Genomic DNA, 16897 nt, shown 5'->3' with positions numbered 1-16897 from the left:
TTTAGATAAAATTTCCTACTTAACCCACTGTGAAATTTACTATTAGAGATTATTTATGAAGTTAAATCTAAAATAAACATATTTTTAGGAATTATCGTAGTATGTTTAGCTACCTTTAGTCGCAGTAAAGACTAGTTATAATTGCTGTCACCTAGCCTCCATTACATTAGGCTCATTGCCGATAGGCTGGTGTAAAAAGGCGATGTCTATCCATGTTTTTGCTCTGCTGAAAGAACGAAAAAGTCCTTCGCCCATGCCAACGATTTCTCCATACAAATACAGTGCAGGAATTTTACTTCCCGTCTGCGATCTACCAAAGTCTGATTTAGCAGTACAAACAGGCTTAAGGGATGTAAATGTGACGACAATAGCCAGGGCAAATATAGCAATACAAGTTGTTTTCCCAAACAGCATCCAGAAACAGTGCTCGCTCATACCGATTGATAAAGTTCAAGATATAAAGTGTATTTGTATCTTTGCACAAAACGTTACAAAAAATAATATTATATTTAAATCACTCAGTATTTAAGCCAAAGTCTTTTATTTAGCGATAAAAGCCAATAAAACTAATGTAGCTTTATCGCTGAAATTTTTAGAAAGTATAGATTAATACGGGAAAATGCAAAATATAACTATAATTATCAAAATAAAATCTTTACAAATGTCTTAAATTACTTAAAATAATTTATACATCTTTTCTCGCTTTGGGTATTTAGCTTTTGAATAAGGTGACAGGCAAGGTAAACCAGAATGTAGTACCCTCGGTGAGGGTACTTTCCACGTTGATAGTGCCTTTGTGAGCCTCTACAATTTGAAGGCATAAGTAAAGACCTAACTTATCTATGTTATTCCGGCCACGTCCTTGAATAAAGCTGTTAAAAAGGTTTTTATTGTCTAAAGGTGTAATCCCCAAGCCATTGTATCGCACTGATATTTTTACTTTCTCAACTCCAAATAATGCTACCTCAAGGGTAATTTCTTGGTCTAGATTATTGACTTTTACAGCATTATCAAGTAATGTCTGCACAACTTGTTGAATCTCAAAAGCATTACCGTACACAATTGGCAGTAAAGAAGCAATTTTATATCTGATTGGATACTTTTGTTTCCGAGTAGCATTGCTGCGGAGAATGGTTTCGGCAAAAATGTTTTTCCAGTTAATTATTTCGGACTTCGAGCTTTTAGAAACTTCGGTTTTGTAGCGAGATACATTTAACAGAGCTTCGACAAACTTCAAGAGGTCTTCGTTAGCTTGGCGGCAATCTTCTAGTACATCTCTCCAAGTGTCGCTCACAGAACCAAAAGCTCCACCTAGCATCGCGTACAAAGTGCCACGAGTAGCTAGCAAAGGAGTACGTAGATCGTGGGAAAGGGCAGAAATTAGGTATTCAATCTTTTTGTTTTCATCACTAGTTATACGTTCTAGTTTATGTAAATTGCGCTTTAACTCCATTTGAGTCATGACTTGACGACTCAACGCTTGCAATGCTTCCAGTTGCTCTGAGTTCATCTGTCGTGGTACATGGTCTATCACACAGAGTGTTCCTAAAGCATATCCTTCCGGTGTTATTAGCGGCGCACCAGCATAAAACCGAATATAAGGGTCGGAAGTTACTAATGGGTTGGTAGCAAAACGCTGATCGAGTAGTGTATCTGAAATAATCAAGATGTCATGGGGCTGCAAAATCGCGTGGGCACAGAATGCCAAATCGCGGGAGGTTGATTCACTGTCTAATCCGACTTTCGATTTGAACCACTGACGGGACTCATCAATGAAGCTGATTAAAGCTATGGGAGTACGACAAATTTGTGCCGCTAAACGGGTGAGATCATCGAAGGCACTTTCACAAATAGTGTCTAAAATCTGATATTGGCGCAGGGCTTGGAGCCTGAGGGTTTCATTCTCAGTTAATATAATTTCATTCATTAGAAGAGTCTGAAGCATGATCTGCTTATAGAATAAAGATAAATCCTAAGATTTACTTTTGTCATCTTTCTATCGCGTAAATCTACTATTTTTAGCATATTGGCAAGTACTTACTCTGTAGGGAGTAAATATTAAAAATCAGGTACAACTAGGTGGATAGCTGAGTGGATAATTTTATTTCACCCTAGAGGATGCTGTTTGCATTGATCTAATCTTGACCACTTTTTGTCGTAAATCCCTAGTACTCAGGTTTAATAGGGTTTTATCTTGTTCACAAGTCATAAATACCCTTAAACGAGCCGTATTTGTTTATCTTTACATGGTTTAGTTTTTTGGTGCTGACTTACTTAGTATAAAACTGGGAGTGTACTTGGGCGATCGCAAAAGCGCATCTAGACTTTGTAATTCCGCAGCCAGTTCCCGACTTTAGAAGACTTTTAACGGTCAATCATATAGAAATCTCTGGATACTTTGGCAAATCACTAGCAAAGCAACAAGCCTTGACAACTTTACTCATTTCCAGCTTTAGCTACTAATCTAGCTTTCTGGGTCTTAGCCTGTCTTTATCTAAAGGTTACGCCAACAATCTATACCAGTTCTTTAAGTTATTAATTTACAGGAGCGGCGTCAAACGCCAATGTTAAGCTTAATGCCACAAGTTATATTAGCTCCAACTGATGATACCAAGTATTTACCCTTAGCAAGCCAAGCATTATTATACAGCTAAGTCATAATACTCAAGCGGATAACTTGGTGGATAACTATATATTTGCCTAGGACAGTATCTATAGATAGTATTGTTCTTTGAGCTTTCAAGGGATGCTATAGGGGTAAAGATACTTAACTACTTAGTAAAACGCCCAGTATATTTGGACGTAAAAATACAAGCTTAATCAGCCAATATTTTTACATAGTTTAAAGTTACAAAAACCGTGGGAGATATACGGTGATTCATAGAAGTCATGCGTAAACCTGTTTTGACTATTTTTTACCAGTTTAATCCTTGGCACTCTACCATTGGAGGAATACAGACACTCATAAATACATTTATTAAATACGCTCCCAGTGAATTTGAGGTACGACTAGTAGGGACAGGAAGCGATCGCACTCAAACAATCGGTAAGTGGCAGGAAGCAGAATTAGCAGGTAGAGAAATTCGTTTTTTCCCGCTTTTTACCCTGGAAAATGATAACTTCCGAAGTCTGGTACCGACCACGGTTAAGTATGCAGCTGCGCTTGTCGGTCATCGCTTGGAATCAGACTTTATGCACTTTCATCGGCTAGAACCAAGTTTAGCAGCCTTGAAATGGCGAGGAGAGAAAACCCTTTTTATTCACAACGATATTCATACGCAGATCAAAGCGGTAGGTGATAAGAATGCGATTTTATGGCGGACATTTCCCGCGGCATATTTTGCATTAGAAAGCTTGCTAGTTCGGCAGTTTAGCCAAATTTTTTCATGTAATACTGATTCAGCACAATTGTATAAACAGCGGTATCCTCTAATCAAAGACCGTGTTGCATATATCAAAAATTCATTTGATAACGAGATTTTCTACCCCTTGAGTCAGGAACAGCGAGAAGCACAGAGACGGGATCTGGCCAAAAGCTTGAATTTGAACGCAGAAACACGCTTTATCCTGTTTGCTGGACGGCTACATCCTCAAAAAGATCCGATTTTGTTAATACGTGCAATCGCAGCTTTAAATGAACCACATACTCACTTACTGATAGCCGGGGATGGAGAATTGGCAGCAGCGTTACGTACAGAAATCGCTCAGTTAGGATTGTCTAATCGGGTAACAATGCTGGGGGCAGTTCCAATACAAGAACTAGCGGGGTTGCATCGTATTAGTAATGTCTTTGTCCTTAGCAGTGCTTACGAAGGTCTACCTTTAGTAGTTCTGGAGGCACTTGCCAGTGGAACCCCAATAGTTACCACTAGATGTGGTGAAACCCCAAAATTACTGAGTGCGGACAATGGAGTTGTCTGTGAACAGCGATCGCCAGAGTGTTTAGCAGATGCTTTGCAACAAGTAATCCTACATCCAGAAAATTATCCAAGTGCGTCCTGCGTGCGCGCTGCACAGCCTTATGCTGCTCGTACTGTTGTGAGGGATGTTTACAGCGACATGTTTACTCGCTGGGAAAAGCGAAAGTTTCTGGCTGTTAGTTAGTTGTAGGAATTAGCAGTTAAACCAAATACAAACACTGATTGAAGAAAATTAATGATATTCAACTAAACCCATAAAACAACATAAAGATGTATTCAGTATTAGGTTGTACACCTTTTTTGAGCATAAAATTTGACTATGAAAATTGCTGTAATCGGTGCAAAAGGTTTACCTCCAAAGCAGGGTGGAATTGAGCATTATTGTGCGGAACTTTATCCCAGGATAGTTGCACAAGGCCACTCTGTAGATTTATTCGCCCGTTCCTCCTACACTCAAGGTTCTTGGCTTGAAAATTATAACTATGAGGGCGTTCGAGTTATATCTCTACCCAGTGTGGATTTTAGAGGGGTAGATGCTTTTGCCACTTCAGCATTGGGAGCGATCGCTGCCACAGGCAACAAATATGATATTGTTCATTTCCACGCTCTAGGCCCATCTTTATTTACTTTTTTACCCAGAGTTTACAACTCTACAAAAGTAATAGTTACCTGTCACGGATTAGACTGGCAACGTGCAAAGTGGGGTAATTTTTCTACTCACTTAATTCAAATGGGAGAGAAGACCGCAGTACGTTTTGCCCACGGACTAGTTGTAGTATCAGAAGCGTTGCAAACATACTTTTTGCAAACTTACAGTCGGGAGACAGCGTATATTCCTAACGCTCCCGCCAGCTACGGTGAGTCAGACCCCAATTTTACCTATGGCACGCAGTTAGGTCTTCGGCAGGGGCGCTACATTATATTTTTGGGCAGACTTGTACCAGAAAAGCGCCCCGACTTGCTTATCGACGCCTTCTGTGCCCTGAAACCATCTGGATGGAAACTTGTTCTAACTGGAGGTGTTAGTGATACTAAATCCTTTACCTCAAACCTATTAGAAAAGGTTGCAAATAATCGAGATATAGTATTTACTGATGAACTCCGAGGCACTCGTCTTTGGGAAATTGTCCGAGGAGCAGGATTATTCGTCCTTCCTTCTAATTTAGAGGGACTTCCTCTATCGATGCTAGAGGCTATGCAGGAAGGTATACCGATATTAGCAAGCGATATCCCACCCCACCAGCAATTAATTAATGGGGAACGGGGAATACTTTTTGAATCTGAAAATTTAGATTCTTGTATTAATTCCTTACACTGGGCGATTCATCACCCACAACAACTAGCAGTAATGGCTAACAATGCACAAAGATATGTGCAAATGAATTACAATTGGAACCGGATTACTGCTGACAACCTGAAACTATATGGAGACATTTCTGGCATAGCTAGTAAATCTAGAATTCAAAAAGGAGAGGAGCTATCAATTATAGAAAGCTAGAAGATAGTGATTATAACGAAAATACGTAGTTTTCCCCAGGCTGATTCTTAAAATAATCATAAATTAATAAAAATACTTAATGGAAGATTCAGTATTTGGAAAAACAATTAAAATAAACTTTTCCACATCCCGTGAAAAGTTACGAATTTAGATAAAATTTTTTGTAATACATTCTTTAGGCTTTGCATGAAAACTAAGGCTCGAGCGGTATCACTAGACTCTTTGGAAATCGACTTGCAGCAATACTGGCTGATTTTAAAGCGTCGCTGGTTTCCCACTATAAGTGTTTTTTCGTTCGTGCTGATGTTGTCGATGTTATTTGCTTCTTTGCAAAAACCAGTCTATCGAGCACAGGGGAAGCTGCTGCTGAAAGTAGACCGAATTGCTTCGCTCACGGGTGTAGGCACTGGCTTGGAAGAATTTTCACCTTTGACTTTGCAAAGCAGCCCAATGAAGACCGAATCAGAAGTACTCCTATCGACTCCTTTATTGGAACAAGTAATTACTCAACTCCAGTTAAAGGAGCAAAACGGCAATCTGTTGAAACCAGAAGCCTTACAAGGTCGATTAGAGGTGAAACAAATTCCCGGGGCTGATGTCTTACAGCTTTCTTTTAATGAGAGTAATCCTCAAACTGCCGCAGCAGTAGTAAATCAACTAATGCAAGCCTATATTAACAACAATATTTTGACAAGCCGAAAACAGGCAGCAGCAGCGCGGAGAGTTATTGCTGAACAACTGCCCAGAAGCGAAAATACAGTGCAGCGAGCAAATAGAGAGTTGCGTAATTTCAAAGAACGAAATGGCATTACCAATCTAGAAGAAGAATCCAAAGCTTTGGTAGCAAGTGCCGCACAATTAGAAAATGAAATTACGAAAGCCCAAACACAACTTGCCGATGCTAATTCTCGGTTAGCGTCGTTGCAGGATAAAGTGGGTTTAAGCAGTGATGCAGCGATCGCTGTAAGTTCCCTCAGTCAATCCCTTGGCGTGCAGCAGGCACTCAAAGAATTTCAAGAAGTCCAGAGTCAGTTAGCAGTTGCGCGATCAGTTTATCAAGAGCAGTCACCCATAATTGTTAATCTTAAAGAAAAAGAAGCTGCGCTTCAAGCAATCTTGCAGGGACGTACCAGTGAAATTTTAGGCCGTTCCAATGTATCCAATAGAAAATTACAGATCGGTACAATTGAACAAGAACTGATTCAAAAATTTGTTAATACCGAAGTAGAGCGACTAGGCTTAACTAGTCAAGTCAAAGTACTTTCCAATACCAGAGAACTCTACCAACGGCGTTCCAGACTTTTGCCCAAGCTAGAACAGGGGCAGCGAGACTTACAGCAACGCTTAGACGCAGCGCAATCAAGCTACGAAACTCTGCTGAAAAAATTCCAAGAAGTGCAAGTCGTAGAACAGCAGAATATGGGTAATGCAAGCATTGTTGAAATGGCTTCAGTTCCAGAGAGTCCTGAAGCAAAGAAAAAAACGCTGACGCAGTTACTAGGTGGATTGTTAGCAACATTAGCAGCTCTCATCACTATGATGGTGCTGGAAATTAGTGACAGATCGGTAAAAAGCATTAAGGAAGCGCGGCAGCTATTTAATCATCCTTGGCTGGGATCGATTCCTCACTTTGGCAAGTATACAATACCTCACAGTAAAAATGCTTGCTGGTCAACTCCTACCTTACCAGTACGAGATTTTCCGCGATCGCCTGTTAGTTCTGCTTATCGTTTATTGCAAGCAAATTTGAAGTTCCTGGATGTAGAAAAAGAGCTAAAAACCTTGGTGGTAACAAGTTCGGTGCCAAAAGAGGGTAAGTCTACTATTTCGGCAAATCTGGCAGCTACAATAGCTCAACTCGGTCGTCGCGTTTTGCTGATTGATACTGATCTGCACCATCCCCAACAACATCACATTTGGAACTTAACGAATGCGGTTGGATTAACCAACGTAATTGTAAAACAGATTAACTTTGCCGACGCTGTCAACAAAGTAATGGAAAATTTGGATGTGCTGACTTCGGGTGTGATTCCTCCCAATCCTTTAGCAATCCTGGATTCCAAGCCGATGAAGGCATTAGTTGCCTCTGCCGCTCAACAATATGATTTCGTCATTCTAGATGGCTCTCCTCTGATTGTTGAGGCCGAAGCATTGACTTTAGGTAAGATGACTGATGGAATATTGTTAGTTGTGCGACCAGGAGTGCTTGATTTTGGTAGTGCCAATACCGCCAAGGAATTATTACAGCAATCTGCACAAACCATTCTCGGCATAGTTGTTAATTGTGCTGCCTCAGAAACCGAATATAACCGCTTTACCTATTACAAGCAGGATGAACCAGACTTACTAAATTCTGCTACTTCACCAGGATTGAACCACAAGGATTAATTGAAAAATTATGAACCTACGATCCCAAGTCCTGCGTGGAGGTGTCTACCTGGCTATTCGCCAAGGGATGGGCATGATCATTAGTTTAGCCGGCGTGCTCCTTGTTACCCGCACCATTGGTCCAGAACAGTATGGTCTTTACACCGCGGCATTTGGACTTTTTTACTATCTGCAAAACGTTAGTCAGTTGGGTATCACCGTCTACTTAGTGCGTCGAGAAGGAGAAGACAAGATAACAGTCTACCATCAAGCATTTACCCTGTTGCTGCTGGTTAGCCTGATTGGGGTTGTGCTGAGTGAACTGGGGGTGCCACTGCTGGGAAGCTGGGTGAATTTAAAGGGCTTCCAACCTATTTTTCAGGTATTGTCTTTGAGTCTACCAGTTGTATTACTCAGCCAGGTGCCGATGGCAAGGCTAGAGCGACAGCTAGATTACAAGCAGGTCGCCTGGATTGAATTCGTGGGGCAGATTGCCTACTTTCTGGTGGCATTACCAATCGCTTTTGGAGGAGGTGGTGCCTGGGGCCTAGTTGCAGGCTGGTGGGTACAGCAATTGAATCATCTGGTGCTTTTCTTCTGGGCTGCCCGATACCAACCGCGCCTGTGCTGGCAACCGGATTTAGTCAAGCAAATGCTAGCTTACAGCATCGGATACTCAGCCTCATTCTGGGTGTGGCAACTACGCTCTTTGGTGAACCCGCTACTGGTAGGACGGTTGCTGGGTGCAGAAGCGGTAGCTTACGTAGCGCTTGCTAGCCGGATGGTGGAATTGTTGGGATTCGTCAAGTCTGCTACATATCGCCTGTCGATTGCAGCGCTGGCTCGTTTGCAGGGCGATCGCCATCGTATGACCCAGGCAATTACAGAAGGCATGGTACTCCAAGTGCTGGCATTAGGTCCATTTCTGGTGATTGTCAGTTGGCTAGGCCCCTGGTTTCTGCCCTTGGTATTTGGTGCCAAATGGTCGCCTGTGATGGATGTCTATCCTTTCATTGCGCTCAGTCTGCTAGCCAATGCTCTATTTAACCTGCATTCTTCTGCTCTTTATGCCCTGCAACGTAACTGGGAAATCACCCTGTATCACATCATTCACATTGCGCTATTTTTTGTTGTCGGGTTAATTCTAATTTCGCGGTTAGGGTTGATTGGTTATGGTTGGGCGGAGGTTGTTACAATCTTGAGTTATAGCGTAATTCATACTTATCTAGTACGTGATATCAGCAGTCCTGACTACAGTTTTGCGGGGTTGTTAGCAGTTGCCTTTGGGCTGGCATTGTTCCCCTATCAATTAGGATGGTGGGTTGTAGTGGGGGTAATCATCGCTGTTTTATTACCGAATACGCAGCAAAAATTAATTGAATTCTGGAAAAACTTCAGGAGTGCTACAAATGCCAGTTAACACTTCGGACGCATTACCGCTAGTCAGTATCCTGATCAACAACTATAACTATGGGCAGTTTTTAGCAGATGCGATCAACAGTGCAGTAAGGCAAACTTATCCCCATATCGAAGTCATTGTGGTTGATGATGGCTCTACTGATTGCTCACGAGAGGTTATTGCCAGTTACAAAGACAAAATTATTCCTGTGTTCAAACAAAATGGAGGGCAAGCCTCAGCCTTCAATGCCGGATTTGCTGCCAGCCGAGGAGACATTATTTGTTTCTTAGACGCGGATGATGCCTACAAACCTGAAAAAGTATTTGAGGTCGTTAATGTCTTGAAGAACCATCAAGAAAGCTGTTGGTGTTTTCATATGCTGCAATTTATTGATGCAGAGCTTAAAACACCTATAGACAGTCACTATGATCATCAAGATTCAGGCTTGGTGCATAACTGCGATTTGAGAAATGATATGCGTCGAGGAAGAATCCGGGGAAAATTGCCGTTCTCAATTCCTGCCACCTCTGGGCTTTGCTTTACTCGGTCTCTACTACAACAAATTTTGCCTATGCCAGAGGCTGGAGGAATCGTACTTAACGACAGCTATTTACAGTTCACATCTCTAGCGCTAGCCAAGGGTTTAGCTGTAGCCAAAAAACTCGCTTTGCAGCGGGTTCATAGTCACAATACTTTTATCCGCAAGACAAATACACAATCAATAATTGTTGCAAAAATTCATTGTCTCACAGCTTACTGGATCAGAAAAAACTTTCCTTTTCTTTTTAAATTTACCGACAATTTTTTTGCCGTCGGTTTAAGCAATTATTGGCGTATCAGGGATACCAGCATAAGAGAGATTATAGACAAGTATTTTATAGTTACGCCAGTTCCAAAAAGGATACTAATTTATACTAAAGCACTTTACTACTGTTTTATCAGGAATTATTAAATATATTCATTGGTCAAGCTACTACCAAATCAGATGCAGAAATTGCAGTCTAAAATTTCACAAAAATCTTGCAAACATTAGGAATAGAAGGCAGTATAAGTATTTATGAACATACAAAAGATAGTTGTTACGGGAGACGAGCTATTCTTACGGCGCTATCGTCCCTTATTTGAAACCCTTTCATTACAATGTGAGCAGTTAGAATATTTGCCTGGTGACGAACCTTTAATATTTTCACTATTGAATAAGGTTGCTAGGCTATTGAATAAGCTGAACAATCAAACATTTATCACAAAATCAAAACGGCTTGAACATAGGATTTACCAGTTAGAGTACAAGGCAGATTTAGTACTGCATATATTTAGTATGTATTGTCCGTTTTGGGAACGATTTGACATCCCCTACGGTATGTATCTGGACTACACGATGTCCTTGGCTCACCGTAATTGGAAGCCTTGGGCCCCATTTGCAAATTCTCAAGAGTTTCAAGCCTGGAAAAACTGTGAACGTTTAGCCTATGAGCGTGCTTACCACCTTTTCGCCATGAGCGATGTTGTCAAATCATCGCTAATAGTAGACTACGGTATTCAACCTGAAAAAATTACCGTTGTCGGTTCCTTTGCTAATCGTCATACTGTGTATGAAGGTGAGAAACCCTTTGGCACTAAGCAAATTTTATTCAACGGTGCAGACTTTGAACGCAAAGGTGGTGAAATTGTTTTAGCTGCTTTCAAGTATGTGAAAAACGTTATACCCGAATCCAGACTAGTCATTATCGGTAAAAAGCTGGCTGTCCAACAGGACGGTGTGGACAATCCAGGACGAATTGGTTCTTTAGAAGAAATGCGTCAGTTGTTTCTGCAAACCGACCTAGTGGTAGCTCCCGGACTATGCGATCCATTTCCATCGTTTATTATTGAGGCTATGAATTATGGAGTTCCATGTATTGTTTCCTCGAATGATGGGATGCCAGAAATTGTTGATAACGGCATCACTGGGCTTGTTGTGGAGCCATTAACGCCAGAATTACTTGCTGAAAAAATTATTGATTTACTGAATGATGTTCCAACCTTGACCGCTATGTCTCAGCAATCCCGACAGAATGTAAAAGCTCAATTGAATTGTGCAAAAGTAGGAGAATCTATCCTCCAGGTTCTGTTAAATGGCTAAATATTTGCTTGGTTACTGTAGCTATTTTTATTTATATTCCATAGAACTATGAAGGAAAAGATAGTTAACTTTGAAAAGATTTTTTTTATTTTTGGATTTATCTACTTTACAGAACCATTTATTTTGTTTGCTGATCTTTCATCTACAAAGCAGTCTGTTATAGGAAGTAGTTCGTTACCAGAAGTAACAGATAGTGGACCTCTACTAGGACTGCGACTTATAGTTTTGGGGATTACTCTTCTGCTTACTTGTATTCGTTATAAACAAATTATCTATCTTGCTAGCAAACGAAAATTTTTATGGGCGTTGGTAGGATTAATTATTCTTTCATCTCTTTGGTCTCCCATACCAGAATTGACTTTCAGAAAAGGAATTGTCTTTTTTGGAGTAATTTTATTTGGTTTAAATGTTTCTGTTCGTTATAAATTAAAAGAGCAACTATTTATCTTAGCCTGGGCAATGGGTATTTTAGTTGTGATGAATTTTATATTTACCTTAGTATTTCCATCTATTGGTATCGAAAGTGGGGAACATGCAGGAGCATGGCGAGGACTTTTTCCTCAAAAAAACGCCTTCGCTAAAATGATGGTGTTGAGTGCCATGACTTTTATAATAGCAGTATCAGATAAGCATAAATATAGCTCTATATTGTGGATATTTTTAGGATTTTCAACTATACTAATTCTACTTTCGACATCTAAAAGTGCTTTAGTGATTTTTTTAATTTTACTGGCTCTTTTATCTTTATTCAAACTTTTAAGAGACAGCTATAATATAGCTATACCATTGTTAATCATTGCCTTACTCGTTATTGGCAGTATTGCTACTTTTTTGATAGGAAATGTAGAAACGATTGTGAGCTTTCTAGGAAGAGATATTTCATTGACTGGACGTACTGGAATTTGGTCAGTTGTGATTAGCAAAATTGCTCAACATCTATGGTTGGGATATGGATACAAAGGATTTTGGCGTGGCATGGAAGGAGATTCAGCAGATGTTTGGTATGAAACATTTTTCACGTCACCAAATGCACATAATGGCTTCTTAGATTTGACATTGGAATTAGGATTAGTTGGTCTTTTATTCTTTATGTCTAGTTTTATAAAAAACTGGGTACGAGCAATTGCTTGGTTGCGATTAACCACAACAGTAGAAGGGTTATTTCCTGTTATGTATTTTGCATATCTTGTTCTTTACAATATTACAGAAAGTACCCTCAACGATCCTTTTGTTTGGGCAATATATTCAGCTGTTACCTCAACTGTTCTAACTCAACCAATTTTTTCAAGAGATCTCTAGTTCATTATCAATAAACCTAGGCAACAATTAGAAGGCTAAGAAATGTTTAAGCGACTCGCTATCTTTGTCCCTACCCTTCAAGGTGGTGGTGCCGAAAGGGCAATGCTCAATCTGGCACGCGCTTTTTCAGCGCAGGGAATTCAAGTCGATCTAGTGATGTTGCGAGTTGAGGGCCCCTACCTGTCACAATTGCCGCCGGAAGTTCGGATTGTCGATTTAGGTGGAAAGCGGCTTTGGCAGAGTTTGCCTGCCCTAGCGTGCTATTTACAACGGGAACAGCCCCCTGTGATGCTTTCAACATTAGACGATACCAACATTGCTGCATTGTGGATACGTCAGTTAGTCAGCAGAAAGACACGGTTGGTAGTTAATGTACAAAACACAGTTTCTGAGGATGCGAAGATTTCCCCCGAATTAAAAATCAAATTAATGCCTTTGTTAGTCCGCTGGTTTTTTCCTTGGGCAGATGCTGTGGTTCCAGTTTCACAAGGAGTTGCGGATGATTTGGTGCAACTTGGTGTTGCAAAAGATTTAATTCATGTGATTCCTAATCCTGTGGTGAGTGCGGAAATGTTCCAAAAAGATCAAAAACAAATCGACCATCCTTGGTTTGCTCCTGGTCAACCGCCCGTGCTTTTAGGTGTAGGACGCTTAAACAAACAGAAGGATTTTCCCACCTTGATTCGGGCATTTGCTCAGGTGCGACAGCAGCGTCCGGCACGACTGGTAATTTTAGGAGAAGGAGAAGAACGCAAAACACTTGAAGCACTAATTCAAGAACTAGGCTTGAATGATGATGTATATTTACCAGGATTTGTCAATAATCCCTATGCTTACATGGCAAAGTCTACTGTTTTTGTACTTTCGTCAGTGTTTGAAGGCCTGCCGAGTGTATTGATTGAGGCAATGGCAACAGGTACACCAGTTGTGGCGACTGATTGTAAGTGTGGGCCGATAGAGATTTTGGATAACGGTAAGTACGGCGAACTGGTGGATGTGGGCGATGTGATGGGATTGGCATCAGCAATCATCACAACACTGAATGCACCACTGGACTCGGAAGTGTTGCGAGAAAGAGCCAAGGAGTTTTCGCTTGAGCGATCGCTGGCACAGTATTCTCGAGTATTGCAGGGAGCAGCTCATGGCATCACCGCTTAAGACATGGCACAAATGGCTAAAATTACGTAGCAAAAAGGGTTCTATCGAAACTTCATCAAGTACGCTCGCGCATGGGTAGATTGATTCGGATTTGGGTTGATGGTGGCTATCGTGGTCAGGATTTTACGCACTGGGTAATGGATGTTTATCGCTGGCTCTGGAGCGTTGTTACACGCTCTGAAGAACAGAAGGGATTTGTTGTCTTGCCAAAGCGTTGGCTAGTTGAGAGAACTTTTGGTTGGTTCAATTGGTGTCGCAGACTCAGTAAGGACTATGAGATTTTACCTGAAACGACAGAGGCTTTTATTTATGTTGCAATGATTCGTTTAATGCTCAAGCAACTTGCGTGATCAAAATCACCTATCAGAAACTTCTCAGACATCCTCTAAAAAAAAATCATGTCACGTCATAAGATAGATAATACCGAAGCGTATATTGGTAAAGTTACACAGCTAGATTTAAGGCAAACTCTTAATACCGACAAAGCTGTTTGTTTTCATAAGTGGTTTGAAGCCCAAGTGGAGCGAAGACCAAACGCTGTCGCAGTGATTTATGAAGACAAACAGTTAACCTACCAACAGATGAACTGCCGTGCCAATCAATTAGCGCACTATCTGCAAGCAATGGGCGTGGGGACAGAAAGCCTTGTAGGCATCTGTATGGAGCGGTCTTTAGAAATTGTGGTGGCATTGTTAGCTATTCTCAAAGCTGGTGGAGCTTATGTACCTTTAGATCCTGCCTATCCAAAAGAGCGCATTGCTTTTATCGTAAAAGAAACTCAAGTATCAATACTGCTAACTCAAAAGCATCTAGTCAATGAACTTCCTGAGTTAGATTCACGGATAGTTTGTCTGGATACTGAATGGAAGACTATCGCCAGAGAAAGTCAAGCAAACCCGGTTAGTAAGGTAAGGCCAGAAAATCTTGCCTACGTAATTTATACTTCTGGCTCTACTGGTAAGCCTAAAGGAGTTGAAATCCCTCATGTGAACATTAATCACTATGTTCAAGCAATGAGTAAGGCATTGCAACTTCAGAGTCAAGATATCTATCTCCATACAGCATCCTTCTCATTTTCCTCATCGGTCAGGCAACTAATGGTGCCATTTTCTCAAGGAGCCACCGTTGTGATAGCAACTGCCCAACAGCTACAAAAACCATTGGCACTGTTTGAATTTATCAAGCAACATCATATTACTATCGTCGACCTTGTGCCTTCTTACTGGCGCAGTTGTACCGATGTGCTGGCTAATTTGGAACCTGACCAAAGAAAAAATCTTTTAGATAATCAACTGCGGTTAATTCTATCTGCTAGTGAACCATTACTGTCTGACATTCCGAGAAAATGGCGGTTTGAGTTTAAGCAGGATGTCAGCTTTATAAATATGTATGGTCAGACCGAGACCACTGGCATTGTTGCTGTTTATCCAATTCCTGACTCAGATGAAGAGCAGGTAACAATTGTCCCCATTGGCAAAGCGATCGCCAATACGCAGATTCATATATTAGATGAGGAGTTGCGCCCTGTAACTGTGGGAGAGATTGGGGAAATGTACATAAGTGGTACTGCTCTTACGCGTAGCTATCTCAAACGTCCAGATTTGACCAAGAAAATATTCATTGCTAATCCCTTTAGCGATCGCCCAGACACCCACCTCTACAAAACAGGAGACTTAGCTCGCTATTTACCGGATGGCAGCATAGCATACATAGTTCGTGTTGATTATCAGGTAAAAATTAGAGGCAAACGTGTTGAGTTAGGCGAAATAGAATCAAATCTGGCTCTTTATCCTGGCATTAAGCAAAATGTTGTCATGGGTAAGGACGATACATCTGGTAATACGCGGCTGGTTGCTTATATCGTTCCACAAACATTCTCAAATGAGATTAATCAAACTGCTTTTACTAGAGAACTCCGAAACTACCTAAAACAGAAGTTACCTGAATACATGGTTCCTTCTGCCTTCGTAATGCTGCCAGCGTTTCCCCTCACGCCGACTGGTAAAATAGACCGTCGCGCTTTACCAGCACTCGATGATGTTAGGCAAGATTTAAAAGAAAATTTTGTAGCTCCCCGAGATGAGTTGGAACTTCAATTGACGCAAATTTGGCAAAAAGTTTTAAGTATTGAGTCTATTGGCATTACAGACAACTTCTTTGAAAGAGGAGGTAATTCGCTAATAGCTGTGCGCTTAATTGCTGATATTGAAAGAATTTGGAATAGAAAGCTTCCTTTGGCTATCCTCTTGGAGACACTAACGGTCGAGGGACTAGCTAATGTTCTACGTCAAGAAGGACAACTAGAAAATTGGACTTCCTCGCTGGTGCCAATTCAACCAAAAGGCTCCAAACCACCTTTATTTTGCATTCATCCACTTGGCGGTAATGTTTTAGATTATTACCACTTGGCAAATTATTTGGGTCGGGAGCAACCAGTTTATGGGCTGCAAGCACAAGGGCTAACTGGTAAACAAGAGCTTCTAACGTCTATTGAAGACATGGCGAACCATTACATTCAAGAGATTCGCACAATTCAGCCCAATGGTCCTTACTTTCTAGCTGGTTATTCTTTTGGTGGAGTTGTCGCATTTGAGATGGCGCAGCAACTTTATGTCCAAAATCAGAAGGTAGCTTTCTTAGGCTTATTTGATGTTATTTCTCCAACTTTGGAACTAACTCGCTTATCAATTAATAACTTTCTCAAGCTTCATTTCAAGAACCTTAAGCAACTTAAACTTCAAGAGAAGCTCAAGTATGTAAAAGACTGGGTGCAGTCGCATCTTAAGGGTGGAAATTACAAGGATGAACTGATTAGAGAGTTTTCTGAACCTGGTTACGACTTTAGGATTTTAGACACCAATTTGCAAGCTAAGAAAAATTATCAACTTCAAGTGTATCCTGGAACAACCACTCTTTTTCGTTGTAAGTCACAGTATGTGAAGTTTGCCGAGTACCTTGACTTAGGCTGGGGTGATTTAGTAAGTGGAGGCTTAGAAGTTCATAGTCTTGCTTGTGATCACCATAGTTTGTTGAGAGAGCCTGATGTTCGAGATCTGGCTGAAAAATTGAACTTTTGCCTAATGACTTTCACTGGGTAACGCGTGTATAGATAATTACATTTTATACGTAATTAT

At 40.9% G+C, this 16897-nt stretch carries 11 protein-coding genes and 1 pseudogene; 10 read left to right on the top strand and 2 right to left on the bottom strand.

Going from position 1 to position 16897, the window contains the following annotated elements:
- Positions 1-147 precede the first annotated feature (147 nt).
- Positions 148-435, bottom strand: coding sequence for a hypothetical protein (locus tag CDG76_RS31485; RefSeq protein ID WP_143854204.1), 288 nt, complete (start codon positions 433-435; stop codon positions 148-150).
- A gap of 277 nt (positions 436-712) precedes the next feature.
- Positions 713-1927, bottom strand: coding sequence for a GAF domain-containing sensor histidine kinase (locus CDG76_RS31480; RefSeq protein WP_223265469.1), 1215 nt, complete (start codon positions 1925-1927; stop codon positions 713-715).
- Between the two features lie 962 nt (positions 1928-2889).
- Here CDG76_RS31480 and CDG76_RS31475 point away from each other — a divergent pair.
- From CDG76_RS31475 to CDG76_RS31430, 10 genes and pseudogenes are all read left to right on the top strand, one after another.
- Positions 2890-4104, top strand: a complete 1215-nt coding sequence (locus tag CDG76_RS31475; RefSeq protein WP_094352770.1) for a glycosyltransferase — start codon at positions 2890-2892, stop codon at positions 4102-4104.
- Between the two features lie 135 nt (positions 4105-4239).
- On the top strand, positions 4240-5418 hold the full coding sequence (locus CDG76_RS31470) for a glycosyltransferase family 4 protein (RefSeq protein ID WP_094352769.1): 1179 nt from the start codon (positions 4240-4242) through the stop codon (positions 5416-5418).
- A gap of 186 nt (positions 5419-5604) precedes the next feature.
- A complete protein-coding gene (locus tag CDG76_RS31465; RefSeq protein WP_094352768.1) occupies positions 5605-7806 on the top strand; it encodes a GumC family protein in 2202 nt (733 codons plus the stop codon).
- A gap of 10 nt (positions 7807-7816) precedes the next feature.
- Positions 7817-9205 carry an oligosaccharide flippase family protein gene (locus tag CDG76_RS31460; protein ID WP_094352767.1) on the top strand — a complete coding sequence of 463 codons (1389 nt, stop codon included), beginning with the start codon at positions 7817-7819 and terminating at the stop codon, positions 9203-9205.
- Complete coding sequence (locus CDG76_RS31455; protein WP_094352766.1) at positions 9195-10136, top strand: glycosyltransferase family 2 protein; 942 nt, start codon at positions 9195-9197, stop codon at positions 10134-10136. Before CDG76_RS31460 ends, CDG76_RS31455 begins: the two co-directional genes overlap by 11 nt.
- 105 nt (positions 10137-10241) lie before the next feature.
- On the top strand, positions 10242-11306 hold the full coding sequence (locus CDG76_RS31450) for a glycosyltransferase family 4 protein (RefSeq protein WP_094352765.1): 1065 nt from the start codon (positions 10242-10244) through the stop codon (positions 11304-11306).
- 48 nt (positions 11307-11354) lie between these two features.
- A complete protein-coding gene (locus CDG76_RS31445; protein WP_094352764.1) occupies positions 11355-12605 on the top strand; it encodes an O-antigen ligase family protein in 1251 nt (416 codons plus the stop codon).
- A gap of 42 nt (positions 12606-12647) precedes the next feature.
- Complete coding sequence (locus tag CDG76_RS31440; protein ID WP_094352763.1) at positions 12648-13763, top strand: glycosyltransferase; 1116 nt, start codon at positions 12648-12650, stop codon at positions 13761-13763.
- A 32-nt stretch (positions 13764-13795) separates the two neighbouring features.
- Positions 13796-14113 (top strand): annotated as a pseudogene (locus tag CDG76_RS31435) (transposase); the annotation flags it as partial.
- A 48-nt stretch (positions 14114-14161) separates the two neighbouring features.
- Positions 14162-16861 carry a non-ribosomal peptide synthetase gene (locus tag CDG76_RS31430; RefSeq protein ID WP_094352761.1) on the top strand — a complete coding sequence of 900 codons (2700 nt, stop codon included), beginning with the start codon at positions 14162-14164 and terminating at the stop codon, positions 16859-16861.
- Positions 16862-16897 lie beyond the last annotated feature (36 nt).

This window comes from Nostoc sp. 'Peltigera membranacea cyanobiont' 210A, from assembly GCF_002246015.1.
GTDB lineage: Bacteria > Cyanobacteriota > Cyanobacteriia > Cyanobacteriales > Nostocaceae > Nostoc.
This window is presented reverse-complemented; position numbering and strand designations above follow the sequence as displayed.

Bases quoted from the DNA above. Each gene is read 5' to 3' on its own strand.
- CDG76_RS31485 (WP_143854204.1), bottom strand. From the start codon at position 435: ATGAGCGAGCACTGTTTCTGGATGCTGTTTGGGAAAACAACTTGTATT.
- CDG76_RS31430 (WP_094352761.1), top strand. From the start codon at position 14,162: ATGTCACGTCATAAGATAGATAATACCGAAGCGTATATTGGTAAAGTT.
- CDG76_RS31480 (WP_223265469.1), bottom strand. From the start codon at position 1,927: ATGAATGAAATTATATTAACTGAGAATGAAACCCTCAGGCTCCAAGCC.
- CDG76_RS31475 (WP_094352770.1), top strand. From the start codon at position 2,890: ATGCGTAAACCTGTTTTGACTATTTTTTACCAGTTTAATCCTTGGCAC.
- CDG76_RS31460 (WP_094352767.1), top strand. From the start codon at position 7,817: ATGAACCTACGATCCCAAGTCCTGCGTGGAGGTGTCTACCTGGCTATT.
- CDG76_RS31445 (WP_094352764.1), top strand. From the start codon at position 11,355: ATGAAGGAAAAGATAGTTAACTTTGAAAAGATTTTTTTTATTTTTGGA.
- CDG76_RS31465 (WP_094352768.1), top strand. From the start codon at position 5,605: ATGAAAACTAAGGCTCGAGCGGTATCACTAGACTCTTTGGAAATCGAC.
- CDG76_RS31470 (WP_094352769.1), top strand. From the start codon at position 4,240: ATGAAAATTGCTGTAATCGGTGCAAAAGGTTTACCTCCAAAGCAGGGT.
- CDG76_RS31455 (WP_094352766.1), top strand. From the start codon at position 9,195: ATGCCAGTTAACACTTCGGACGCATTACCGCTAGTCAGTATCCTGATC.
- CDG76_RS31450 (WP_094352765.1), top strand. From the start codon at position 10,242: ATGAACATACAAAAGATAGTTGTTACGGGAGACGAGCTATTCTTACGG.
- CDG76_RS31440 (WP_094352763.1), top strand. From the start codon at position 12,648: ATGTTTAAGCGACTCGCTATCTTTGTCCCTACCCTTCAAGGTGGTGGT.